We start from the raw sequence: 23827 nt of genomic DNA on the forward strand, positions 1-23827 counted from the left end.
CCCGAGGGGGTCATGCTCATGAAATCGCGTTGGTTGAGGCTTCTTGCCGTCTTATTGGCGTTCACCGTCTTTGCCGTGTCTTGCGGTAACGATGACGATGGTGACGGGGTAGTGGCGGGAACGCCGCCACCCGCGGCGCCGGAGGAAGAGGCGCCTGCTGAGGAAGCTCCCGCTGAGGAGGCTCCCGCTGAGGAGGCCCCTGCCGAGCAGGCTCCCGCAGAAGAGCCTGAAGAACCAGTGGTGGTCATCGAGGGCTCCGAAGAGGTGGAAGAAGAAGTAACGGGGGGAGTGCCTACCGGCAACACCGGGTATATCTCTGGGGAAATCCTCACGACCGACTGCTCCGACGGGCGGCCTACAGGCGGAGACCTCACCATCGGCATGTTCGGCGAAATCGTCGGCTGGGATCCGACGTTGATTCAGGGCGGGGCCTCGCTGGGCGGCACGCAGATGATTGCCATCTACGGCGCGCTTTTCTATGAGGACTTCGGAACTGGCCAGCTGATTCCCGGCCTGGCCGAGAGCATCTCCACTGAAGACAATGAAGTGTTCACGCTGAAGCTGCGCGAGGGCGTCAACTTCACCGACGGCACCCCGTTGGATGTCGACGCGTTGATCTGGAACATCGAGCACCACCAGAATCCCGATATCGGGTCGCAGTCCCGGGCTCAGGCCGATCTGATCGCTTCGTGGGAGAAGATCGACGATTACACCATCGAGCTCACTGCTACCAGCAAGAACGCTGTGTTCGCGCAGATCTTCGCTTCCCGTATGGCGTGGATGATGTCGCCCACCACCTATCAGGCTGGCCAGGATCCGGAAACCGGTTTGAACTCCGAAGTCAACATCAACCCGGTCGGGGTGGGCGCAGGCCCGTTCATGCTCGATTCTTGGGTCCAAGACGATCAGGCCGTTGTGGTGCGCAATCCGGATTACTTCCGCGAGGGTTGCCCCTATCTGGACAGTGTGATCTTCAAGCCCATCATCGAACCGCCGCAGCGGTATAACGCCTTCAACGCCGGTGACCTCGACATCGCCTACGATCGCCATCCTCAGAATTTGCAGGACGCAATTACCAAGGGCGTCAACACCACATCCCGGACCGACAACCACGGCGGCTATTGGATGCTCAACAACGTGAAAGAGCCGTTCAACATCCGGGAGTGCCGGGTGGCCGCGGCCCATGCCATCGACTACGAGACCGTCAATGAGATCGTGTACGAGGGGCTCAACAACATGATCCGCAGCTTGATGAGGCCTGGTTCTCCGTGGACCGATCCCGAAGCAGTGCTGCCGGGCTTTGACCAAGATGCGTCTGCTGCCGCGCTCGAAGAGTGCGAGGCCCAACTAGGCGGTCCGCTGGAGTTCCAGACCTACTGCACCACCTCACCGGAGAATGTGCTCCTTGCTGAGACCCTCATCGCCATGTGGAGCGAGGTGGGCATCTCCGCTACCGCCAATTGCGTGGAGGTGGGGGAGATGGTCGGTGCCGTATTCGGCGGCGAATCAGTGGCCAACCCGTGGGCCATCCCCGTGGGCGATCCCGACTACATGTACGACGTGTACTTCGGCGATTCCACCGAGGACGGCGTTTGCGGTGAAAACGTCTCATCCCGTAACTGGGCCAAGGCGTGCTATCCGGAATTCGACGCCTCGCTCAAGCAGGGTCGTGAAGGCGTCACTTTCGAGGAGCGCTACGAGGGCTACAGCCGCTTCCAGCGGGAGTTCGCCTACCAGGTCCCGGTCATCGTGACCAGCAAGGGCGAGGTCGGCTACTACTGGACCGATGAGGTGTCCGGTGTATTCCAGACCGATGCCGGCATCATCCTCTTGGAATTCACCGCCAAGGGCTAACCGAGAAATTCATTTGAGAACTAGGGGGTGGGCACGGTCCCGTGCCCACCCCCTGTTCTATCGGGCATTATCTATGGGGCCGTGCTGAAGTACAGGGGGAGGTGACAGCAAGTTGAAGACCATCGGGCGCACCATCATCCGGATCATTCCGGTGCTGCTCCTTGTGAGCTTCTTTTCCTCCTTCTATGTGGAACTGCTGCCCGGTGATCCCACCATTCGCCTACTGGGACAAGAGCGGGCCCAGGAGCCCGCCGCCCGGGAGTTGGTCAATCGGGAGCTTCGGCTCGACGAAAACGTCATCGTGCGCTACGGAAAGTGGCTGGGCGATGCGGTTACCGGCGATCTGGGTGAGTCGGTAAGGACCCACGGTCTGAAAGTGTCAGACACCATTAGACAGCGGCTACCCATCACCCTGGAATTGACAGTGGTAGCCCAGGCTCTGGCACTGATTCTGGCTATTCCGTTGGGGGTGTATGCCGCCTATAGGGCGGGACGCAGAATCGACCGAGCGTTGAACTCGGCATCATTTGCCGCTATCTCCTTGCCTCAGTTTCTGGTCGGCATCCTTTTGATCTTCATTTTGTTCAACCAACTCGACGTGTTGCCGCCCCAGGGGTGGACCCGGCTTACTGAGTGGGACTGGTGGGACCATTCCCGTCGCCTGCTCATGCCGGTGATCGCGTTGTCTCTGACCGAGATTGCTGTGTTCCAGCGGTTGTTGCGGGCCGACATGATGGCCACCCTTCAAAACGATTTCGTGCTGACGGCCCGAGCCAAGGGAATGCCTCCCGCCCACGTGTTGTTCCGCCACGCCCTGCGGCCGTCGTCATTCTCACTCATCACTTTGGCGGGGGTGAGCACCGGTCGGCTTATCGGCGGCACCGTCATCATCGAAGTGCTGTTCCAACTCCCGGGAATGGGGCTCAAGATGGTCGACTCTATTACCGGCAATGATTTGGTGGTTCTGCAAGGACTAGTGCTGGTGGTGGCGGTGGCCTACATCATGTTGAACATGCTGGTGGAGATCACATACGCGCTTCTAGATCCGAGGATTAGACGTGGCTGACATCGGTGGTGTCATCACCGAGCCTGCGGCCCAGGAAGTGGTCGATCCCGAGCGAGGTCGCCGCACTCGCCTCGCTAGGGAAGGAAGCGCCCGACTGGTCATCGGGCTGGCCCTGCTGCTTATACAGCTCTTGGTTACCTACGACAGCGTTGCCTGGCTCCAGGTGATCCTCGCCCTCGGAGGGATATACGGGCTCCTTACCGGGGTAGGGCAGCTGATACGAGCGGTGTTTGGGTCCCGGGTCGACCCAACTGTATGGATCTCGATGGCTTGGCTGTTCATCCTGGTGCTTTTTGTGTTCTTGCAAGTGGGCGGGCTGTTCGACAGCTTGGATGCCGACTTCCAAGACCGGGAGCGACCACCGTCGTTCACGACCGACGAGCCCCTGGGCACCGATCGGCTGGGCAAGAGCGTTATGAACCAGAGCATTCGGGGGGCGCGAATCTCCCTGATCGTGGGCTTGGGTGCAGTGGGAATTGGCTTGGCGGTGGGGTCGGTTATTGGGTTGGCCGCGGGATACTTCCGGGGGCCGATCGAAGGAACATTCAACATCATTACCGATGCCGTGCTGGCTTTTCCTGCCCTCATATTGCTGTTCTCTATCGTGGCCATATTTGGGGGCAGCGTGCTCGTCATTACGCTTGCGCTATCGGTATTGAGCATTCCCACGATAGGCCGGCTGTCGCGCGCCAACACCTTGACCTTTGCCGCTCGGGAGTTCGTCACCGCGGCCAAGTCAATGGGTGCGTCCAACGGCCGCATCCTGTTTCGGGAGATCATGCCCAATGTGGCACTGCCGTTGGCCTCCTACGCCTTCATCATCGTGGCGGTGCTGATCGTGGCCGAGACCTCGTTGGCTTTCTTGGGGGTGGGCATCGATCCCATCAGCACTCCCACGTGGGGCAACATGATCCAGGAGGGCCGCGATCCGAATCTGCTGGAGAAGGCTCCCCACATTGTGTTTGTTCCCGGAGTAATGATGTTCCTGACCGTGTTGTCACTAAACCGCGTCGGAGAATCCCTCCGAAGCCTCTGGGACCCCCGTGAGGCCAAGCTCTAGCTAAACAGCTCCACGTCGCAACGGATGCCGGGGGAGCGGGCTAGGCGCTGGTCTGAGGTCAGCAGCGTTGCCCCCATGATTTCGGCAAGGGCGACGTAGGTGGCGTCGTAGATGCTCAGGTTGTCGCGGAGTTCCCAGCAGCGCTGAACCAGCGGGCTGTGAGGCATGCGGGCGATCGGGAGGTTCGTGAGTCGCCGGAGGGCGCGCTGAGCGACAGCCTCGGCGATCTCACTCCGGCGCAGCATCGACCTCAGCGCTGATACAACTTCAATGTCGAGCAGATGAGGGGCACAAAGCGGACCACGGACGAGTCTGCGTGCAGCTTCGATATTGCGTTCATCAAGTCCGCTTATGGCCTCTGTGATCACACTCGCGTCAACAACGATCAATGAGACTCCCGATCAGCCCGAATGATCTCAACGATCAAATCTCGGTCGACGCTCCTCTCACCAAACTCGATTGCCTCCGCGCGCATGCGGGCGATCATCTCCTCAATGGTGACGATGTCAGCCTGTTTGCAGACCACATCGAGCATGTATTGCTGTAATGATCTCCCGGAGTTTACTGCTCGGGTTCTGAGCTTGCGGTGGACATCATCGGGGACGTGTTTGATTTGAATGGTTGCCACAGATGAAGAGTAACGCCAAAATGACGCCGATGGCGCTATTTTAGCGCCATATCGTCTTATGAGTTGCTGAACTCGTTCTTCCCTACGTTTCCGACATCACCTCTACCGTCTCGCACTAAGTTACGGGACGGCCTCCAAGGCCAATCATGAGCGACAACATTCGATACGAGCCCGACCAGCATTGTCCTCCGGCTGTTGCCGCCATTGCCGGTTTGCAGGGGGTGGTGCTGGCATTGGCGCCGATCGTGTCGGTCGTGGTCATCACGGCCCGGGCTGGCAACCAGGATGCGGGGTATTTCTCCTGGGCTCTGTTTTCGGCGCTGATCATCGCCGGGGTGCTCACCGCCTTGCAGGCCAGCCGGTTCCGGCGGTTCGGCGCCGGGCACATCCTGATCATGGGGCCGACCCCGAACTTTGTGGCCATCTCGGTGCTGGCGTTGGCCGCGGGGGGCCCGGAGCTGCTGGCCAGCCTCACGATTGTGGCCTCGCTGTTCTATGTATTTCTGGCCTTATGGCTGCCGTTCTTGCGTCGGGTTATCACCCCGGTGGTCACTGGCACGGTGCTGATGCTGATCGCGGCCACTGTTTTGCCTGTGGCGCTCGACCGGATCGAAGACCTCCCCCCCGACGCTCCCGAGGCCACCGGGCCGACTGTCGCCTTTGTGACGCTTGCCGCCTTCACCCTGCTGTCGTTGCGGGCGTCAGGAGCATGGCGATTGTGGTCACCGCTCATTGGGATTGCCTCAGGGAGCGTGGTGGCCGGGCTGTTCGGCGCCTATGAGATCAGTTCGGTTGGCGACGCGGCCTGGCTGGGCATTCCCGACTCTGGCGGGTTCCCCGGATTCGACTTGACCCCAGGGGCGAGCTTCTGGTCGCTTCTGCCCGCCTTTGTGGTAGTAACGCTGGCGGGCGGGGTCAAGAACGTCAGCGACAGCGTGGCCATCCAGCAGGCTTCCTGGCGTCGTCCCCGAGTTCCCGACTTCAGGCTGGTGCAGGGCTCCCTCAACACCAACGGACTGGGCATCTTGTCGGCCGGCGTCTTTGGCATTCCCCCAACCTCTGTGTACTCGGGGACCAGCGTGTCTCTAATCAGCTTCACCGGGGTGGCGGCTCGTCGCATTGGCTTCGCCATCGGCGGCACTCTGCTAGCTCTGGCCTTCTTGCCCAAGCTGACTGCGTTCTTGCTCACCCTTCCCACCCCAGTGGTGGCCGCCTACTTGCTGCTGACTATCGCGCTGCTGTTTGTGAGCGGCATCCGCACGGTTGTGCAGGACGGGCTCGACTCCCAGAAGGCGCTGGTGGTGGGCGTGGCATTCTCGCTGGGCATGGGTCTCGACAATCAGACGATCTTCACCGACCTGCTGGGCCACAAGTGGGGTCTGCTGCTTGACAACGGCATGCTGGTGGGCGCGCTGACGGCGGTGCTTATGACCGTGTTCTTGGACCTGACCAGCCCGCAGCGGCGCAAGCGATTGGAGGTCTCGCTCAGCATGTCGTCTCTGCCCGAGATCGACCGCTTCCTCCAAGAACAGGCTGCGCAGAACGGCTGGAACGAGGTTTCAACCCGGCGGCTGCGCTCCGCAGGGGAGGAGGCGCTCTTGAGCTTGGTACAGCCCGACCAGGAAGGCGAGGAGATGATCGAGAGCCTGGTGCCGCCCGACGAGCCTCCCGATCCCGACGTCGAGCCGCGGTTGATCATCCGAACCCGGCCCGACCCCAAGGTAGTGGAGATGGAGTTCTTGGCGGTGTTCGACGACGAGAACCTAGAAGACCGCCTGGCCTGCCTCAGCGAGGAGTCTGAGGGGCTCCAAGAGGGAGAGCTGTCGCTTCGCCTGTTGCGGCATTACGCCTCTTCGGTCCACCATCAGAAGTACCACGGATTGGACGTCGTCACCGTTCAGGTCAAGGGCACGTCCTAGAAGCCAAGACCCATGAACGAAGCCATCCGCTACGAGCCGAACGATCCCTGCCCTCCGCTGGTGGCCATCGCCGTCGGCGCCCAGGGGGTGATGGCCAACCTGCTGTCGATTGTGCTGGTGGTGGCCATCACCGCTCGCGCCGGCGGCCAGGACGATTCCTACCTCTCGTGGGCACTGTTCGCCGCGCTGATCATCTCCGGGGCCCTGACCGTGTTGCAGGGCACTCGAATTGGGAGGTTCGGCGCCGGCCACGTACTGCTCATGGGCGTCACCGCCAACTTCGTGGCCATCTCGGTGCTGGCCTTGAACGAGGGCGGGCCGAGCCTTCTGGCCAGCCTTGTGGTCGTCTCGTCGTTCTTCTACCTCTTGTTGTCGCTTTGGCTGCCCCTTTTGCGCCGGATCATCACGCCGGTGGTCTCCGGCACCGTGATGATGCTGATCGCCGCCACCGTGCTGCCCATCGCCCTCGACCGTGTGCCCGAGGTTCCCGAAAGCTCCCCCGAAGCCGCCGGCCCGGTGATCGCCCTGGTCACCTTGGTGGCAACCGTTGTTTTGGCCTTGAAGGTCACCGGCGCCTGGCGGCTCTGGTCGCCCCTCATTGGGCTGGGAGCAGGCTGCATCGCCGCGGCGTTCTTCGGGGCGTTCGACTTTGACCGCGTTGTCCAGGAGCCCTGGTTCGGCGTCCCCGACGGTGGCCTTCCTGGATTCGACCTCACCCCCGGCGCCGGATTCTGGGCGCTGCTCCCGGTGTTCGCGGTGGTGACGATTGTGGGTGGCATCAAAAACATAAGCGACAGCGTCGCCATTCAGCAGGCGTCGTGGCGTCGGCCCCGGGTCACCGACTTCCGCTTGGTGCAGGGCTCGCTCAACACCAACGGGTTGGGCATTTTCTTCTCCGGTTTGGCCGGAACACCCCCCAGCACCGTGTATTCCACCAAGAGCGTGCAGCTGACCACCCTGACCGGGGTGGCGGCCCGCAGCGTGGGCTTTGCCGCGGGCGCCCTGTTTGCCCTGCTGGCGTTCTTTCCGAAGCTGGCGGCCGCCCTGGCGGTAATCCCCAGCCCCGTCATGGGTGCCTACATACTGTCGGCCATCGGAATGCTGTTCGTGGGGGGAATTCAAACGGTGACGAGCGACGGCCTCGATGCCCGAAAGGCGCTGGTGGTGGGGGTTGCGTTCTCGCTGGGGGTGGGATTGGAGAATCAGACCATTTTCGCCGGCCTGCTGGGCGAGACCTGGGGCGTGCTGTTTGACAACGGGGTGCTGGTGGGGGCTGTGGTGGCCGTGGTCTTGACCGTGTTCTTGGATCTGACCAGCCCGCACCGTCCCACCCGATTGACCGCAGACCTCGATCTCTCCTCCCTTGGGGAGATCGACGAGTTCCTCCGGCGCCTGGCATCCAAGATCGTCTGGGACGAGGTGTCCGCCCGGCGCCTGCGTTCGGCAGGCGAAGAGACTCTGATGAGCCTGTTGGAGTCCGAAGAGCTCGAGAGCCGGGAAGACACCCCCCGTCTGATCATCCAGGCCCGCCCCGACGCCCAGATGGTGGAGTTGGAGTTCTTGGCGGTATTCGACGACGAGAACCTCGAAGACCGGCTGGCCTACCTGAGCGAGGAGGCCGAGGGTGCTGAGGAAGGGGAGGTATCGCTCCGACTTCTTCGCCACTACTCCTCTTCGGTCCACCATCAGAAGTACCACGGTTTGGATATCGTGACGGTGCAGGTTCGAGGCTCGGGTTAGCCCTGCCGAAGGAAGATGGATGGCTTTCAGGGAGTCGGAGTTGATCGCCGACAACGATCATTGGTGGCGACCGTTCAAGCGCGTCGGCGACATCGAGGTATTCCACGTTGACCTGACCCCCCACCCGGGTCACGAGGAGATGGCTCTGGCTTGGCTGGATGGCCCTGAGCGCTTGCGTTGGGAGCGCTTTGGATCGCAGTCGGCGCGAAGGCGCTTTGTGCTGTGCCGCGCTGCGCTTCGCGCGGTGCTGTGCGACCGAGTGGGTTGTCCCAATGGGTCTTTGAGCCTGGCGCCGGCGAAGCACGGCAAGCCATTGGCCCGAGTAGAGGGGAAATCTGTGGGCCCAGCCTGCAACGTAAGCCACAGCGGCAGCCACGGCTTGATTGCGGTCGCTCCCCGTGGTCGAGTCGGGGTGGATGTCGAGGCGCGCGCCCCTCGCAAGAACCTTGAGGGTCTGATCGAGAGAGCCTTCAGCCCGGCCGAGAGGGCCGAATCGAACCTGGTCGACGAGAGCCATAGGCAGTACTTGTTTCTCCGCTATTGGACTGTCAAAGAGGCACTGGCAAAGGCGTATGGAGAGGGCCTCTCCGTAGGGTTCGCCGACCTGGAGGTTCCCGATGGCATGCGACATGGGGCTAGGAGCGGCAGGTGCCAATTCCCCCAGCTCTCGGACATCACATGGAATCTGGAGGATTTGAGCACCGAAGAGTTTGCCGCCGCTGTGGTCTGCGGAGAATGAGATTGTCGCCCCGGCACGGGCGATGGGATCGGTTGCCCGCCAAACCAAGATTCCCTAGAGTGTCGGCACTGAGTTACCCGAGGGGGAGAATGCCCATGCGTTCATGGCAATTGAAGCTGCTGGTGTTGTTGATGGTCTTTGGCCTGGTGGCCGCGGCCTGCGGCAACGACGACGACGGGGGGGTGGCCACTGGCCCGGATGAGACAGCACCTGCCTCCGCTGACGACGATGGGGATGAGACAGCACCTGCCCCCGCTGACGACGATGGGGATGCTCCGGCCCCGGCCGCCGCAGACGACGATGGGGATGCTCCGGCCCCGGCCGCCGCAGACGACGGCGAAGAGCCTCCCGCAGAAGAGGAGATGATGGCCGGCTGCGAGGCCACTGTGCCGGGCACCAAGGTGGACTACGCGGTGTACTCGCCCAATGCCAACATGGACCCAACGGGAAGCAGCGGTGCCCTAGTGGGCGGTACCCAGATAGTGAACGTGTGGGATCTCTTGACGACGTTCGACCCGGAGTCCGGTGTATCCAATGGCCGGGCCGCAGAGTCGCTGACCCCCAATGATGATTTCACCGAGTGGACGTTGAAGATCCGCTCGGGCATCACCTACGGCAACGGCGATGCATTCGTGGCTCAAGACGTGGTCGACTCGATGCTTCGGTTCTTCGACGGCCGAGGTGACGGCATGAACAACCGTGCCGCCGGCTCGGTAGCCATCATCGACTTCGACAACACCGAGGTTCCCGATGACAGCACCGTGATATTCCGGCTGCATCGGGCGTGGAGCACCTTCCATACCTTGTTGGGTGACGAACCCGGCATGATCGTGAACCCGCGGGTCATCGCCCAGTTGCTTGAAGAGGAAGAGGCCAACGCTACCGAGGAAACCAGCGCGGCCCGACTGGTTCGCAACCGAATGGCGGTATCCCCAGATCTGGTCAATGCCGCCAGCTTCGGTCCCTACGAGGTGGTCGAGGTGGAGCCCAACGTGCGAACGGTGCTGCGGGCCCGGGACAACTACTGGGGTGGCCCGGTGTGTATAGAGGAGATCGAGTTCACCTTCCCGGGCAGTTCGTTGGCCAACTGGGAGGCTTTCCAGGCTGGTGACTTCAATGCCGCCTTCCTGCGTGATCCCCGAGTGTTCGCTGAAGCCCGAGAGGCCGGCGCCACTTTGAGCACCGAAGACCAGAACATGGGTGGCCTGTTCCTCATCAACCAGGGAGTTCGGGATGCCGACGTTATCGGAATCGATCTGAGGATCCGACAAGCAATTCACCACGCCATCGACCGGGAGGTCATCAACGAGCGGGCTTATGAGGGCAAGCTCAAAACCACCAACAGTGTGGCCGCTGAAGGCACCTTGCTATGGTCGCCTGAGCTGCAAGAATGCGCTGATCAAGAGCCTGCTTATGACCCCGATGCCGCTCGGGCACTGGTTGAGGAGGTGATGGCCGACACTGGCTGGGACGGCTCGCTGTTTATGGTGCAATCGGACTCCGCCCCCGGTCCCGAGGTAGCCCAAGCCGTCGAGGGAATGCTGGAGGCTGCCGGGTTCGAAGTAGAGGTCGCTCTCGGGCCTGTCACCACGGTGCTGATTCCCCGGGTCATAGTCCAGGCCGACTATGAGATTGCCGGGTGGGGCTTCAATGCTGACGGCGCCACTTGGGTAGCCGCTCTCAACGACAACCTCCACTCAGAAAGCGGTTCTAACCGTATGTGGTTCCGCTCTTCGGACATGGACGCGGCGTTGGAGCAGATGTACGGGGCAGCCACAGTGGATGATCAGCGGGCCGCACTGACCACCGTGCAGTGCGTCTGGGCTGAGCACTTGCCAGCCATGATCTATGGGGTTACCGAGGAAGGCCTAGTCCTCGCCGACAACCTTAAGGGTGTCCAGCGTGCGGGGGCGACCATTTTCCTGCTCGGTGATGCCTACTTCGAGAACTGAGCTCAATAGCGGCAATCTCTAGACCAATAACGCAATAAGGGAGGAAGAGCACCGTGCTGAGAGTGATCGGCTTGAAGCTGGTCCGTCTCGTGCCGGTGCTCTTCCTCGTTTCTTTAGCCACCTTTTTCCTGGTCGACCTGATTCCCGGCGATCCGGCCGCGGCCGTGTTGGGAACCGACGCCACGATTGAGGATTTGGAGGCAATCAGAAAATCGCTGGGCTTGGACAAGCCCATAACCGACCGCTACGTGGACTGGCTGAGTGGGGCGCTGAGCGGCGACTTGGGCCTGTCGTTGCGTTCCCCCAATGAGCCGGTCACAGACTTGCTCCAGCGCAGCGTCGGTCCCACGCTGCGTTTGTCAGCCATGGCGCTGGGCCTGTCATTCACTATTTCCATCTTCTTGGGGGTGTGGTCGGCCCAAGCAGCTGGAACTCGGGTAGACCGGCTGGTGAGCGGCACCATGTTCGGCTTCATTTCGGTCCCGACATTCCTGGCCGGCCTGTTGTTCATCTTCTTTTTTGTGTTCCGCGAGTCCATCCCCCGATATTTGTGGGTAATCGGCGTAGGGCTGATCGTTTTGCGGTTGGCTTATGTGGCCATAGACCGATTGCGGGAAGACCGCTCCGATGTCACAGGATGGGTGGGGTATTTCGTGGCCACATTGGTGGTTACCGGTCTTCTGCTTTGGGTTTTCGTCCAGTGGCCCGAATTCCCCCGGACAGCGTCTCATCGCTACGACGACAATTGGCGAGAGCAGCTTCGCTCCCTGTTCCTGCCTGCGCTGGCTCTGGCCTTGAGCGAGATCGCGGTGTTCACCCGGCTGCTGCGGGCCGACATGCTGTCGACTCTGCAAGAGCAATTCGTATTGTCGTCTCGGGCCAAGGGCATGCCCATGTGGCGGATCTTGTTCCGCGACGCGCTCCGGCCGTCCTCGTTCTCCCTCATCACTGTGGCCGGCATCACCTTGGGCCGGCTCATCGGCGGCACGGTCATCATTGAAACCATTTTCGGCTTGGAGGGCTTGGGCAAGCTGATCGTGGGCACCGGCGTGATTCCCAAGAACTACACCATTGTGCAAGGCGGTGTGCTGGTGCTGGCCGTGGGCTATGTGCTGTTGAACGCCATCATCGACATCTCCTATCAATATCTCGATCCCAGAATCAGGCGGGGCCGTGTCTGACACGGGTGTGACTTCGGGTCCTCCGGTGGAGGCCGAGCCGGAGATCCGTGCTCGCAGCGCCGAGCCTCGGCCGTTCTGGCTCTGGCCGCTGCTTCCCATCGGCATCGCTTTGATCTTTGTGGGCACCATGGTGCTCAACGATGTGACCGCGGAGATCAGGGTCTTTTTGGTGCTCGCGGGCATTGTGGGCGGATATTTCGGCTTGGATGCACTCTGCCAGAGACGCTGGGGGTCGAGCTTCGACACTTCGGCGTGGATTTCGGGGTTCTGGCTGTTGCTGATTGGGCTGTCGGCGATCACGGTGGCGTGGCTTCCGCTGAATGAGTCCAAGTTGGTGAAGAATACGATTGGCGGATCAGTGCGGCTCCGACCCGATCTGTTCTCCGAGCATCCTCTAGGAACCAATTCCCAAGCACTCGACATCTTGGGCGGGGTGATGTGGGGGGCCCGGACGTCACTGATCATCAGTTTGGGGGCGGTGGCCATCGGCCTGTTGATCGGTGGGGTTATTGGAATCTCCGCGGGGTACTTCCGAGGGACGCTGGACAGCGGGGTGGGCATACTGGCCGACTCCTTGCTGGCCTTTCCTCCGCTGATCCTGCTGGTGGCCATGGCCACGGTGTTCGAGCAGAACCAGTGGACCATGGCGCTGGAGCTGTCCCTTTTGGGTATCCCCACCTACATCCGATTAGCCCGGGCCAACACGCTGACCTTCGCCCAGCGAGAATTCGTGTTGGCGGCCAAGGCCATGGGCTCGGGGGACCGGCGCGTCATTTTCCGGGAGCTGATGCCCAACGTGGCGCTGCCGATGGTGTCGTACGCCTTCTTGGTAACAGCGGTGCTGATCGTGGCCGAGGCCTCGCTCAGCTTCCTGGGCGTGGGCATCCAGCCTCCCGAACCGACATGGGGCAACATGATTGAGGCGGGCCAGGAGACCTACAAAGACCATCCCCACCTGGTTTTCGTCCCCGGCATCGTGATGTTCATGACCGTGTTCGCCCTCAACCGGGTAGGCGACAAGGCCCGTGAGCGCTGGGATCCCCGCGACGCTCAGATCTGAGCTGGCTCGGCAGCTATCGGTTGATGGCGGCTCGGAAGCGCTCGATGTTGGCCAGCTTGATGCCTTCGTAGCCGCGGACGAGGTCGGCGGCCTCGGCGATGGCTTGGGCGGAATGCAGGTCTTCGGGGGTGGTGGCACCGTCGACTGCTTGGCGCAGGGCCACTAGGTACTCGGCGGGCAGGCGGCGTTCCTCTTGGCGGACATTGGCCCGGCCGAAGGGGTCGAAAGGGGTGCCCCGGAGGCGCTTGCCCTTGGCCAGAAGCCCCATCAGCGGCCGCCAGCGTCTCACCGACAGGGCGATCTTGTTCTTGCGGCCCAATGCCCGCAGGGTCGGCGGATGCAGACGCCAGGCCAGCCGGTCGCCGGGCTCGGCGACGGCGATAGCCGGGGCGTGGCCGTCGGGGTCGAGCATCAGTCGGGCCACTTCGTATTCGTCTTTGTAGGCCATGAGCTTGAACAGGCCGGCGGCTACTGCGGCGGTCAGCGCGGCCGAGCCTGGATTCACCCGGCGCTCTACGGCGGCGAATTCGGCTACCCCGTCCAGATAGCGGCTGGCCAAGGCCCGGTTCTGGAAGCGCACCAGCTCGGCGGCGAATAATTCCAACGCGGCGGCCAACACGGTGTCCTGATGGGCCAACTCGGCAATGCGCTCGCCCAGTTTCTGTCCTAGCACGGCGTGGTTGTCGCCTTCGGCGGACAGTATTGAATGCAGGGCATCGTCGGGGGCAGTCGCAGGATGGCGGGCTGCGGTCTCCTCCACCATGGAACGGTCGGCCACCCACCAGCGGCCCCAGCGGAACGCGGCTGTGTTCAACTCCACAGCTACGCCGTTGAGCCCGATGGCGGTCTCCAAAGCCTCGGGCGACACCGGCAGCAGGCCAGACTGCACCGCCATGCCCACAACGAACACGTTGGCGCCCACGGCGTCACCCACCAGTGCTTGGGCTAAGTCGGAGGCGCTGGCCCAGAATTGGGCATCGGATCGAGTTTCAGCCTGCACTCGCTCCAACAGCTCAGCGGCGGTGGGCATATCGATCTCGGGATGGGCGGTCTTGGCCCCCGGAGGCACAAGATCTAGCGATCCGACCACCGAGGTGCGGGAGGAGTCGGCCGCATCCAGGCCGGTGGGCGATGCCGCCACCAGTAGGTCGAAGGCCAGCAGCAAATCGGCCTGGCGATCGCCGAGCCGGTTGCTGCCCGAGCGGCCATTCTGGGTTATGCGAAGATCGCTGACCACCGGGCCGGCCTTCTGTGAAAGGCCAATTTGGTCGAGACCGTGAGTCCCGGACCCGTCCAACATGGCCGCGGTGCCGATGAGCTGGCCGGTGGTCACCACCCCGGTGCCTCCGATTCCTGTGATATGGATGTTCACGTCGTCGAGTGAGGGCTCCAGCGGGGTGGGGATAGGGGCTGGCGGCACCGGCGGGCTGGTCGCCTCTGACGCGGGGGACTTGCGACGGCGGGGTCGTTTGGGCCGGGTAATGGTGACGAACGCCGGGCAGTCTCCCTCCAAGCACGACAAGTCCACGTTGCAGCTGTCCTGGTCGATGGTGGTCTTGCGGCCGAACGGGGTGTCGAAGGGCTGGACTGACAGGCAGTTGGAGACTTCGGCGCAGTGACCGCACCCCTCGCATACGCGGTGGTTGATGGCCACTCGGGTCCGAGGCTGGCTGATTCGGCCCCGCTTGCGGTCTCGGCGCAACTCGGCGGCGCACCGCTGGTCGTGGATGAGCAGGGTCACCCCCTTCTCGGCAGCCAGCTCCCGTTGGGCCTCGGCCAGCTCGGTGCGGTTCTTCACCACTACCTCTGATGGCAGCCCGAGGCGGCGGGTGCGAGCGGGATCGTCGGAGGTGATGATGATGCGGGCCACGCCTTGGGCCAACAGCGAACTGCACACTTGGTTCAGAGGGATGCCACCGGTGGGATCTTGTCCACCGGTCATGGCCACCGCGCCGTTCCACAGCAGCTTGTAGGTGATGTTCACCCCGGCGGCGATGGCCGCGGTCATGGCCAGTTGTCCAGAGTGGAAGAACGTTCCGTCACCCATGTTCTGAATCAGATGGGGGGTTTCCACGAACGGGGCCATGCCGATCCACTGGGTGCCCTCGCTTCCCATGCAGGTGAGACCGGCGATGTCTCCGTACCGCTGCTCGCCCCCCAGCAGGATCATGGTGTGGCAGCCGATGCCCGCGCCCACCACCGTGCCGGGATCGGTAACCGTGCTGCGGTTGTGGGGGCACCCTGAACAGAAGTAGGGAGTGCGGTCCACCGACAGGGGGATGTGCTCTCGCTTCGGGGGTTCTGGCGCCAAGCGGTCGACCAGGCGGGACAGGCGGCTGCGCAGCGGCCCGACCAGATCATCGGCATGGAGGGCGCCGTAACTCTTCACCAGGCGGCGGTCGTGCTCATCGAACTCGCCCACGATCCGAGGGTGATGGGAGGTGTTGTAGAGAGCGTCTTTGACTCTCGACTCCACATTGGGGGTCTTCTCCTCTATGACGAAAATCTCCTCCAGCCCGGTGGCGAACTGCCGGATGGTTGAGGCGTTGAATGGGATGGGCAAGCCCATGCGGAGTAGGCGGATCCCCGAATTGGCGATCTTGGCGTCTTCATCCAGTCCGATTGCCGCCAGCGCCTCGCGCACCTCCCAGTAGGTGACCCCCGAGGAGATGATCCCGATCCAAGCGTCGGGGGAGTCCACCACCACCCGGTTGAGGTGGTTCAGCTCGGCATATTCGAGGGCCAGCTTGGTGCGTACCTCCACGATCTCCCGCTCGATGTCCAGCGTGTAGGGGGTGAGCAGCCGGGGGTCGGGACGGTGCTGGTAGGGCGTGCCCTCGTGCTGGGGAATGACCGGGCTGACCAGGTTGGGGTCGAGGTTCACGTCGGCCGACCCGTCGGCCACGTTGGCCACTATCTTCATGCCCACCCACAGGCCGGTGGCCCGGCTCATAGCGATGGCGTGGCGGCCCAGCTCAAGCACATCGCCGGGGTCACCGGGGTAGAGGACGGGAATGTGCAGGTCGGCCAGCACCCCAGCCGATGTGGACGGCAGCGTGGAGGACTTCGCGTTGGGGTCGTCGCCGGCCAGCAGGATCACGCCGCCGGTGGGATGGGCACCGGCGAACACCGCGTGGCGGATAGCGTCGGAGGCCCGGTCGACACCAGGGGCCTTGCCATACCAGATGCCGACTACTCCGTCGTAGCGGGCATCAGGCCTTGATCCGGCGAGCTGGCTGCCCATCACCGCGGTGGCCGCGTACTCCTCGTTCACCGATGGCCGCAAGACGACGTCGTTCTCCCCGGATTCTCGGACGGCCCGGGTCAGCGCGGAGTCGAGTCCGCCCAACGGGGAGCCGGGATAGCCGGCGGCGAACGCGGCGGTGTTCAGCCCGGCAGCCCGGTCGGCTCGGAGTTGATCCAGCGGGAGACGGGCCATGGCCTGGATGCCGGTGAGGAACACCGTTCCGTAATCGTTGGTAAAGCGATCGGAGAGCCGGTAGCTGCGATTCGATTCGGTGGCCGTCATGTGGGGTCAGTCTAGGAGCAAGAGCGGGCAACGGTGTTGGGCAGTTCCACCATCAAGTCGATTATCAAACAGCAGGGCTGACAGGAGCGAATACGGGGCGGTTGCCGATGACCTGGGCGGCCTCGAGGCGGGCCAGCTCGTCGTCGTCCACCCCGAGCAGCCTGCCCAGCACCTCGCCGTTGTGCTCGCCCAGAGTGGGGGCGGGGCGAGTGAACCAGCGATCGGGCTGACGGCCGAACCGCACCGGCATGGCCGGAAAGCGGTGGGTGCCGGCCAGCCTATGCTCCACCGCCTCGTAGAAGCCGCGGGCGTTCACCTGGGGGTTGCGATCGCCTCCTCGGCTCATTTCCAACTCCGCGGCGGGCACGCCGAACGAGATGAGCCGTTCCACCACGTCGGAGGCTGCGAGGTTGGCACACCAACGGCTGAGGAGCTTGTCGAAGGTGTGGCGGACGGCGAACCGGTCGGCCAATGCTGCTGAGTTGGGCACGCGGTGCAGCTCCAGCTCGGGCACGGCGGCCAGCAGTTGCTCCCAGTGGTGTTCTGTCTCCACCGATAGGGCGATCTGCTGACCATCCGAGCACTCGTACACCCCTTGTGGACAGGCGTAGGGGTGGTGGTTGGCCTCCCGGGCCATGAGATGGCCGGTAGCCGAATGCTCCACAACCTGCTCGGCCGCGGCGTTCAGGGCGGTCTCCACCATGGTGGCCTCCACAAAGCTGCCCTTACCGGTGCGCTCTCGGGCGTGCAGGCCGCAGATCACCGCGTAGGCGGCATGCAGCCCGGCCAGCGGATCGGACGGGCCCCGGGCCAGTTGGGGCGAGGTGTCGGGATATCCGCTCAGCCAACACATGCCGCTGATTTGTTCCATGGTCTGGGCGAAGCCCACCCGGTCGCGCCACGGTCCGTCCAAACCGAAGGCTGGCATCCGCACCATCACCATTCGAGGGTTCAAGGTGCTGACTGTGTGCCAGTCCAGTCCGAACTGGTCGATGACTCGGGGGGAGAAGTTCTCCACCAACGCATCGGAGACCGCGATGAGCCGGTGCAGCAATTCCATGCCCTCTGGCTGGGTCAAGTCCAGGGTCACCGACCGCTTGCCAACGTTGGCGTGGTGGAAGGTGGGGCCGAACTCCCACCAGGAGTCGTCGGTGGGGGTGTGGGCCGAGCCGAACCTCATTCCGTCAGGCCGCTGCATTGATTCGATGTGGATGACGTCAGCCCCCAGGCTGGCCAGCACCAGCGTGGCGTAGGGTCCGGCCCAAAACGCAGTCATGTCCACCACTCGCACGCCGTCGAGGGGCAGAGCATCAGGTGATGCATCGAGATCAGTTCCCACCCTGCGACCGGAGTTGTCTGGGTCGCCGTCCGCATCCAATTCGCCCAGAACTTGTTCGGTGTGCTGGCCGAGGCGTGGAGCGGGCCGAAAGGCGACCGACGGATGAGCGTGGTTGCGGTAGGGAACCCGGGGCTGGAGGAATCCGCCGCCGGGGTTGGGCACGTACACCTCCCGCTGGGCGAACTGGTCGAACTCGGGGAGGTTGGCGCCGTTGCCGATAGGGGCCACCGGTATGCGCAGCAAGATGGCCTCTTGTACCACCTCTTCGGTGGTGCGAGCGGAGGTCCATTCCCGGATGGTCCCGGCGATTGAATCTCCGGCGGCGATGCGCCCGCCCATGGTGGCCAGTTGGGGATCGTCGGCCCATTCCGGTTGGCCGACCAGCACGGTGAAGTCCTGCCACTGCTGGCCGGTGAACACGCAGAACCCCACGTAGCCGTCCCGGGTGGGTTCTACTGAAGGCACCTCCAGCAGGGCCTTGGTGTCGTAGTCGCCGGTGAACGATCCCCACAGCGTCTGCACGTTGGTGCAGGTGGGCGTAATGGTCTCCAAAAGGGAGAGGTCCACGTGGTCGCCCATGCCGGTGCGCTGTGCCCGGCGCAGTGCGGCGGTGGCCGCCACCGCGGCGGTCACTCCACCCATCCATTCGCCGATGCGCCCCCCGGCGTTGAACTGCGTGCGCCCCGGTTGGCCCCGAGTTGCGGTCGATCCGGCGATGGCCATGAGCGTGAACTCGTTGGCCGGACGTTGGCTCCAGGGGCCTCCCCGCCCGAAGTTGGACACCGACACCATGGTGGCGTCGGACCGCCGTTCGGCCAGTGCCTCCCAGCCCACGTCCAGGGCCTCGAGCTCGCCGGGCTCGGACCGCTCCATCACCAGTTCGGCGGTGGCGTACAGGTCCAGTAGCTGGCTGCACCCCTCTGCCGTCCGGTAGTCCAACGCCACGGATCGCTTGGTGGTGTTCAAGAATCCGAACAGCGGACCGTGGCCGTCGATAGGGGAAAAGGAGGCCGAGTAGCCCCGGAGCGGATCGCCGTCGGGCAGCTCTACTTTCACCACATCGGCCCCCGCGTCGGCCAGCAGTTTGGTGGCGTAGCCCCCGGCGATGCCCCAGCCCAGATCGACTACTCGAACCCCGTCCAACGCTGGCCGTCCAATCATGAGTTTTTGACACTAGCGAACTACCGTCGTTGGCGATGGCCGACAAGAAAACAGGCTCAGTAGACCAGCCTCGGATCGAGGCCGCAGTGCGGGAGATCCTGGCCGCCATCGGCGAGGACCCGACCCGTGACGGCCTGTTGGACACGCCGGGGCGGGTGGCTCGCATGTACGCCAAGATCTGCGAGGGGCTGCACGAAGACCCCGCCTCCCACTTGACTCGTCAGTTCGAGGCCGACCACGACGAGATGATCCTGGTGCGCGACATCCCCCTGTATTCGCTGTGCGAGCACCACCTCATCCCGTTTCTGGGCAAGGCCCATGTGGGCTACATCCCCAGCAAGGACGGGTGCATCACCGGCCTGTCCAAGCTGGCCCGGGTGGTGGAGGGGTATGCCCGGATGCCCCAAGTGCAGGAGCGGCTCACCACCCAGATCGCCGATGCCATCGAAATCGCCCTCGACCCGCGGGGCGTGTTGGTGGTGGTGGAGGCCGAGCATCTGTGCATGTCGATGCGGGGCATCCGCAAGCCGGGGGCCAACACGGTCACCTCCGCGGTGAGAGGCCTGTTCCGGACCGATATCGCCACCCGAGCCGAAGCGATGCGGTTTATAGACCGCTAATCGCCGCTTCAAGGCCACTTGGCATAGGGGCGCCCTGAAATTCGGCGGTACTCTGAGGCCATGGAGACGCCGAAAACGGAGCCAATGGTCATGGGCATCGTCAACGCGACTCCTGACTCGTTTTCCGACGGGGCCCGGTATCCGACGCCCGAAGCGGCGGTGGCCCATGGTCTACAGCAGTTCGACCAAGGGGCCTCCGTGGTGGACGTGGGCGGCGAGTCCACCCGGCCGGGAGCTGATCCGGTGCCGGTGGGCGAAGAACTGGCCCGGGTGGTGGACGTGGTGGCCGGTCTGGCCCCTCATGGGCGGGTCTCTATCGACACAACCAAGCCCGAGGTGGCCCGCGCCGCGGTGGCCGCGGGGGCCGATATCCTCAATGACGTCTCCGCGTCGATGCACGAAGTGGCCGCTGAGTTGAATGTGACCTGGATTGCCGTCCACCGCCAGGGAACCCCCACCACCATGCAGATCGCCCCCCAGTACACCGATGTGGTTGCCGAGGTAGGCCGCTTTCTGTCTGAGGCTGCCGAGCGGGCACTGGTTGCCGGAGTTCCCGAAGTGTGGATCGATCCGGGAATCGGCTTTGGAAAGACCACCGACCACAATCTGGAGCTGCTGGCCAACCTGCGGCAGCTCACTGCTGAGGGAACACCCGTCGTGGTGGGGGCTAGCCGCAAGCGGTTCATCGGGGAGCTTCACTCCCGAAGCGACGGATGCAGCCAGGAAGACGTGTCGACCGACGACCGGCTCGAAGGGTCGCTGGCCGCCGCCGCCTGGGCATTCTCCCAGGGGGCGGCCATTGTTCGGGCTCATGACGTCGCAGCCACTGTGGGGGCAATGAAAGTGGTGGCGGCGTGAAGGGCAAGTGGGCGGCGGGCATTCGTCCCCGAAACTTCTATTGGATCATGAAGGACCGCCTCGCCATTTGCGAGCGCCCAGGAGGTCGGGGGGATAGCCACCGCCGGGTTCGGCGCACTGAGGAGATCAACTGGATTCGCCAGCAGGGTTTCACTCGGGTTGTGTCGTTGATCCCGTCTACTCACAACCTTCACAACTACAGCGAACAGAACATCGCTTGGAGCCACTGGCCCATCGCCGACAACGAGGACTATAGGACGAGGCTCGAACCGCTCTTCGCGGAGCTGCACTCTCTGCTGGCCAGCGGGGAGAAGCTGCTGGTCCACCGGCGCGCTCTGGGCGACGTGGTGTGCGGGTTCGTGGCCGGATACCTGCTGTGGACCGGGATGGTTCCCAGCGAATCTCAGGCGGTGGTGGTGGTGGAGAAGATGACTGAACGCCCCGTCGGCTCGGTGGGTCGCCGTATCGTCAACGCCGCCGCCCTCCCCGAGCCGGAGGTGCCCCTTTCGGCCGTCATTGAGGACGAACAGGAGTCCAGCGGAGATGACTGAGGATTGCCTGCGCTTGCAGGGATTGCGAGTGATGGCCATTTGCGGAGCGCTTCCCGAGGAGAGGGTCCGGGCTCAACCGTTCGAGTTGGATGTGGACATCGGTGCGGATCTGGCGCCGTCAGGTCGAACTGACGAATTGGGCGACACTATCGATTATGGCGAGGTCTGTGCGGTGGTGTGCGCGGCGGCCGAGAGCGGGCAGTTCACTCTCATGGAGGCCATGGCTCAGAGAGTGGCCGAAGCTTGCCTGGACGCCGACCGACGGGCGCAGTGGGTCACCGTCGAGGTCCGTAAGCTGCGGCCACCGGTGCCCCAGCACTTGTCCACCAGCGGGGTCCGCATCACCCGCGCTCGCCAATGACCAGGGCTTTTCTAGGCCTTGGATCCAACCTGGGGGATCGATTGGGCTATCTCAGGGCCGCGGTGGCCTCCATTGGCGACTGCGTCGCCGTCTCCGGGGTATACGAGACCGATCCGGTGGGCGGTCCCGACCAGGGCCAATATCTAAATGCCGTGGCCGAGTTGGACACCAGCCGTTCGGCTCGGGACCTCCTGGAGCTGTGCCGGGCATTGGAGGCTTCGGCCGAACGAGTGCGGAAAGAGCGCTGGGGTCCCCGGACATTGGATGTCGATGTTCTGTGGGTGGACGGGGAGACAGTGGACGAGTCCGATCTGGTCGTGCCCCATCCCCGCATGTTGGAACGTGCCTTTGTGATGATGCCTCTCGGGGAGCTGGCCCCCGAACTGGCTGAGGGCTGGGCTGATCCCAACACCGGCGGTTGCCGCCGCCGAGGTGGTTGGGACGAGCTCACCGGCGAGGCCTGCTGATGAGCACCGTCACCGATGTCCCGGTGGTCACGCGAGTACCTGAGTTGCGGGCTGTCGTGGACGCAGCAAGACGGCAAGGCGGCTCAGTCGGCTTGGTGCCCACCATGGGCTATCTCCACCAAGGGCACCAGTCGCTGGTGACCCGCTCGGTGGCCGACAATGACCTGACCGTGGTGAGCATCTTTGTGAACCCGCTTCAGTTTGCTGAGGGTGAGGATTATGGGACCTACCCTCGAGACTTGGGCCGGGACAAAGAGATGTGCGCTGCCGCGGGGGCAGGGCTGGTGTTCGCCCCTTTGACCGATGAGATTTACCCGCAGACTCCGATTACCTCGGTGACGGTCAAGGGTCTCAATGCGGTGCTGGAAGGACGCGTCCGCCCCACCCACTTCGACGGAGTCGCCACCGTGGTGGCCAAGCTGTTCTCGATGCTGGGGCCGGGCCGGGCCTACTTCGGAGAGAAGGACTACCAGCAGCTTGTGGTCATCCGGCGAATGGCCGCCGACCTGTCCTTGCCGGTGGAGGTAGTGGGTTGTCCCACCTTCCGGGAATCCGACGGCCTGGCCATGTCGAGCCGAAACGTATACCTGACTGCCGACGAGCGACCCGCGGCCACCGTGCTGTGGCGGTCATTGCAGGCCGGGCGGGATGCGATTGCCGAGGGCAGCCGGGACCCCGACGAAGTGGAAGCGGTCATGGCCGCGGTGCTGGACGCCGAGCCCAAGGCATCGCCCGACTATGCCGCGGCGGTCGACGCGGCCACGCTGGTTCGCCCCGATGTGCTGGGCGGCGAGCTGCGTCTGCTGGTGGCCGCTCGAGTGGGCCAAGCCCGCCTGATAGACAATCTGGGTTTGGACTGTGACCGGCTTTGATCCTCCCCCCGAGGAGGTGCGGGCCGCGGTGGAATTGGCCTTGGCGGAAGACTTGGGCTCGCTGGGCGACCTTACGTCGTCGCTTCTTCCCCCGTCTGAGGTCACCGCGGAGATTGTCGCTCGAGCCGCTGGCCGACTGGCCGGGCGGGCCTGCGCCGTTGAGGTGTTCCGCCAGGTCGATCCCTCAGTGAAGGTGGAGTGGCGCACCGCCGACGGCGATTCGGTGAGCGGTGCCCAAACGCTGGCGGTGGTGGCCGGGCCCCGGGCTTCGGTGTTGACGGCGGAGCGCACTGCGCTGAACTTCTTGAGCCATCTGTCGGGCATCGCTACCGAGGTTTCCCGGTACGCGGCCGCGGCATCGTCGGCAGGCCCGGGCAGCGCCCGCATCCGGGATACCCGCAAGACCACTCCCGGCCTGCGAGTGCTGGAAAAGGCGGCTGTGCGGGCCGGAGGCGGCCACAACCACCGGATGGGGCTGTCCGACTGGGTTATGTTCAAGGACAACCACCTGGATGGCATCGGCATTGCCCAAGGAGTGGCGTCCGCCCGCCAGAACTTGCCGGGCCGCATCGTTTACGTGGAGTGCGACCGCCTCCAACAGGTGGAAGAGGCCCTGGCCGCGGGCGCCGATGCCCTGCTGCTGGACAACATGACCCCCGAGGAGGTGCGGGCCAGCGTGGACCGGGCCACCGGCCACGGCTCCCTGCTGGAGGTGAGCGGTGGCATCACCCTGGAGACGGTGGCCGAGTACGCAGCCACTGGGGTGGACTTCATCTCGGTAGGCCGCCTCACCAACTCGGCCCCGGCGCTGGACATCGCCCTCGATGTCGTCAATGATCCGGTCAGTTCTGAAAGGGAGTAAAAGAGAGT

Annotated in this window: 20 protein-coding genes; 16 read left to right on the forward strand and 4 right to left on the reverse strand. The window is 63.7% G+C overall.

From position 1 onward, the window contains the following. Positions 1 to 18 precede the first annotated feature (18 nt). From ACOOGG_RS02905 to ACOOGG_RS02915, 3 genes are all read left to right on the forward strand, one after another. Positions 19 to 1854, forward strand: coding sequence for an ABC transporter substrate-binding protein (locus tag ACOOGG_RS02905; protein ID WP_420432104.1), 1836 nt, complete (start codon positions 19 to 21; stop codon positions 1852 to 1854). Positions 1855 to 1966: 112 nt separating this feature from the next. Then, on the forward strand, positions 1967 to 2920 hold the full coding sequence (locus tag ACOOGG_RS02910; protein ID WP_420432106.1) for an ABC transporter permease: 954 nt from the start codon (positions 1967 to 1969) through the stop codon (positions 2918 to 2920). Then, a complete protein-coding gene (locus tag ACOOGG_RS02915; protein ID WP_420432108.1) occupies positions 2913 to 3980 on the forward strand; it encodes an ABC transporter permease in 1068 nt (355 codons plus the stop codon). The genes ACOOGG_RS02910 and ACOOGG_RS02915 overlap by 8 nt, the downstream gene beginning before the upstream one ends. Here ACOOGG_RS02915 and ACOOGG_RS02920 read toward each other — a convergent pair. Both ACOOGG_RS02920 and ACOOGG_RS02925 read right to left on the reverse strand, forming a co-directional pair. Then, positions 3977 to 4369, reverse strand: a complete 393-nt coding sequence (locus ACOOGG_RS02920; RefSeq protein ID WP_420432110.1) for a type II toxin-antitoxin system VapC family toxin — start codon at positions 4367 to 4369, stop codon at positions 3977 to 3979. The two genes, ACOOGG_RS02915 and ACOOGG_RS02920, sit on opposite strands and share 4 nt — an antisense overlap. Beyond that, a complete protein-coding gene (locus tag ACOOGG_RS02925; RefSeq protein ID WP_420432112.1) occupies positions 4366 to 4608 on the reverse strand; it encodes a FitA-like ribbon-helix-helix domain-containing protein in 243 nt (80 codons plus the stop codon). Before ACOOGG_RS02925 ends, ACOOGG_RS02920 begins: the two co-directional genes overlap by 4 nt. 146 nt (positions 4609 to 4754) lie before the next feature. Between ACOOGG_RS02925 and ACOOGG_RS02930 the strand changes: the two genes are divergently transcribed. The 6 genes from ACOOGG_RS02930 to ACOOGG_RS02955 all read left to right on the forward strand — a co-directional run bounded on the left by ACOOGG_RS02930 (position 4755) and on the right by ACOOGG_RS02955 (position 13199). Continuing rightward, on the forward strand, positions 4755 to 6527 hold the full coding sequence (locus tag ACOOGG_RS02930; RefSeq protein ID WP_420432114.1) for a uracil-xanthine permease family protein: 1773 nt from the start codon (positions 4755 to 4757) through the stop codon (positions 6525 to 6527). Positions 6528 to 6539: 12 nt separating this feature from the next. Continuing rightward, the gene (locus ACOOGG_RS02935) at positions 6540 to 8267 is read left to right on the forward strand and encodes a solute carrier family 23 protein (RefSeq protein ID WP_420432116.1); all 1728 of its coding nucleotides are present in this window, start codon (positions 6540 to 6542) and stop codon (positions 8265 to 8267) included. A gap of 19 nt (positions 8268 to 8286) precedes the next feature. Further along, entirely contained in the window at positions 8287 to 9006 is a 720-nt protein-coding gene (locus ACOOGG_RS02940) for a 4'-phosphopantetheinyl transferase family protein (RefSeq protein WP_420432118.1), read from the forward strand. A 95-nt stretch (positions 9007 to 9101) separates the two neighbouring features. After that, positions 9102 to 10958, forward strand: coding sequence for an ABC transporter substrate-binding protein (locus ACOOGG_RS02945; protein ID WP_420432120.1), 1857 nt, complete (start codon positions 9102 to 9104; stop codon positions 10956 to 10958). 53 nt (positions 10959 to 11011) lie between these two features. Beyond that, the gene (locus tag ACOOGG_RS02950) at positions 11012 to 12139 is read left to right on the forward strand and encodes an ABC transporter permease (RefSeq protein ID WP_420432122.1); all 1128 of its coding nucleotides are present in this window, start codon (positions 11012 to 11014) and stop codon (positions 12137 to 12139) included. Further along, the gene (locus tag ACOOGG_RS02955; protein WP_420432124.1) at positions 12132 to 13199 is read left to right on the forward strand and encodes an ABC transporter permease; all 1068 of its coding nucleotides are present in this window, start codon (positions 12132 to 12134) and stop codon (positions 13197 to 13199) included. The genes ACOOGG_RS02950 and ACOOGG_RS02955 overlap by 8 nt, the downstream gene beginning before the upstream one ends. Before the next feature lie 13 nt (positions 13200 to 13212). On the opposite strand, the gene ACOOGG_RS02960 is transcribed toward ACOOGG_RS02955, so the two are convergent. After that, on the reverse strand, positions 13213 to 16728 hold the full coding sequence (locus ACOOGG_RS02960) for an indolepyruvate ferredoxin oxidoreductase family protein (RefSeq protein WP_420432126.1): 3516 nt from the start codon (positions 16726 to 16728) through the stop codon (positions 13213 to 13215). Between the two features lie 64 nt (positions 16729 to 16792). Beyond that, positions 16793 to 19228: a CaiB/BaiF CoA transferase family protein gene (locus ACOOGG_RS02965; RefSeq protein ID WP_420432128.1), complete on the reverse strand. Its 2436-nt coding sequence runs from the start codon at positions 19226 to 19228 to the stop codon at positions 16793 to 16795. Between the two features lie 35 nt (positions 19229 to 19263). Here ACOOGG_RS02965 and folE point away from each other — a divergent pair, with 35 nt between their 5' ends. Genes folE through nadC form a run of 7 tightly spaced genes read left to right on the forward strand, consistent with a single transcriptional unit; the run spans position 19264 to position 23819 of the window. Then, positions 19264 to 19848 carry a GTP cyclohydrolase I FolE gene (gene folE, locus ACOOGG_RS02970; protein WP_420432130.1) on the forward strand — a complete coding sequence of 195 codons (585 nt, stop codon included), beginning with the start codon at positions 19264 to 19266 and terminating at the stop codon, positions 19846 to 19848. Between the two features lie 60 nt (positions 19849 to 19908). After that, positions 19909 to 20706, forward strand: coding sequence for a dihydropteroate synthase (folP, locus tag ACOOGG_RS02975; protein WP_420432132.1), 798 nt, complete (start codon positions 19909 to 19911; stop codon positions 20704 to 20706). After that, complete coding sequence (locus ACOOGG_RS02980) at positions 20703 to 21257, forward strand: hypothetical protein (protein WP_420432134.1); 555 nt, start codon at positions 20703 to 20705, stop codon at positions 21255 to 21257. Before folP ends, ACOOGG_RS02980 begins: the two co-directional genes overlap by 4 nt. Then, complete coding sequence (folB, locus tag ACOOGG_RS02985; protein ID WP_420432136.1) at positions 21250 to 21618, forward strand: dihydroneopterin aldolase; 369 nt, start codon at positions 21250 to 21252, stop codon at positions 21616 to 21618. The genes ACOOGG_RS02980 and folB overlap by 8 nt, the downstream gene beginning before the upstream one ends. Further along, a complete protein-coding gene (gene folK / locus ACOOGG_RS02990) occupies positions 21615 to 22085 on the forward strand; it encodes a 2-amino-4-hydroxy-6-hydroxymethyldihydropteridine diphosphokinase (protein ID WP_420432138.1) in 471 nt (156 codons plus the stop codon). The genes folB and folK overlap by 4 nt, the downstream gene beginning before the upstream one ends. Beyond that, positions 22085 to 22957, forward strand: a complete 873-nt coding sequence (gene panC / locus ACOOGG_RS02995; RefSeq protein WP_420432140.1) for a pantoate--beta-alanine ligase — start codon at positions 22085 to 22087, stop codon at positions 22955 to 22957. The genes folK and panC overlap by 1 nt, the downstream gene beginning before the upstream one ends. Next, positions 22944 to 23819, forward strand: a complete 876-nt coding sequence (nadC, locus tag ACOOGG_RS03000) for a carboxylating nicotinate-nucleotide diphosphorylase (RefSeq protein WP_420432142.1) — start codon at positions 22944 to 22946, stop codon at positions 23817 to 23819. The genes panC and nadC overlap by 14 nt, the downstream gene beginning before the upstream one ends. Positions 23820 to 23827 lie beyond the last annotated feature (8 nt).

It is taken from the genome of Candidatus Poriferisocius sp. (assembly GCF_965214065.1).
Taxonomy (GTDB): domain Bacteria; phylum Actinomycetota; class Acidimicrobiia; order Acidimicrobiales; family Bin134; genus Poriferisocius.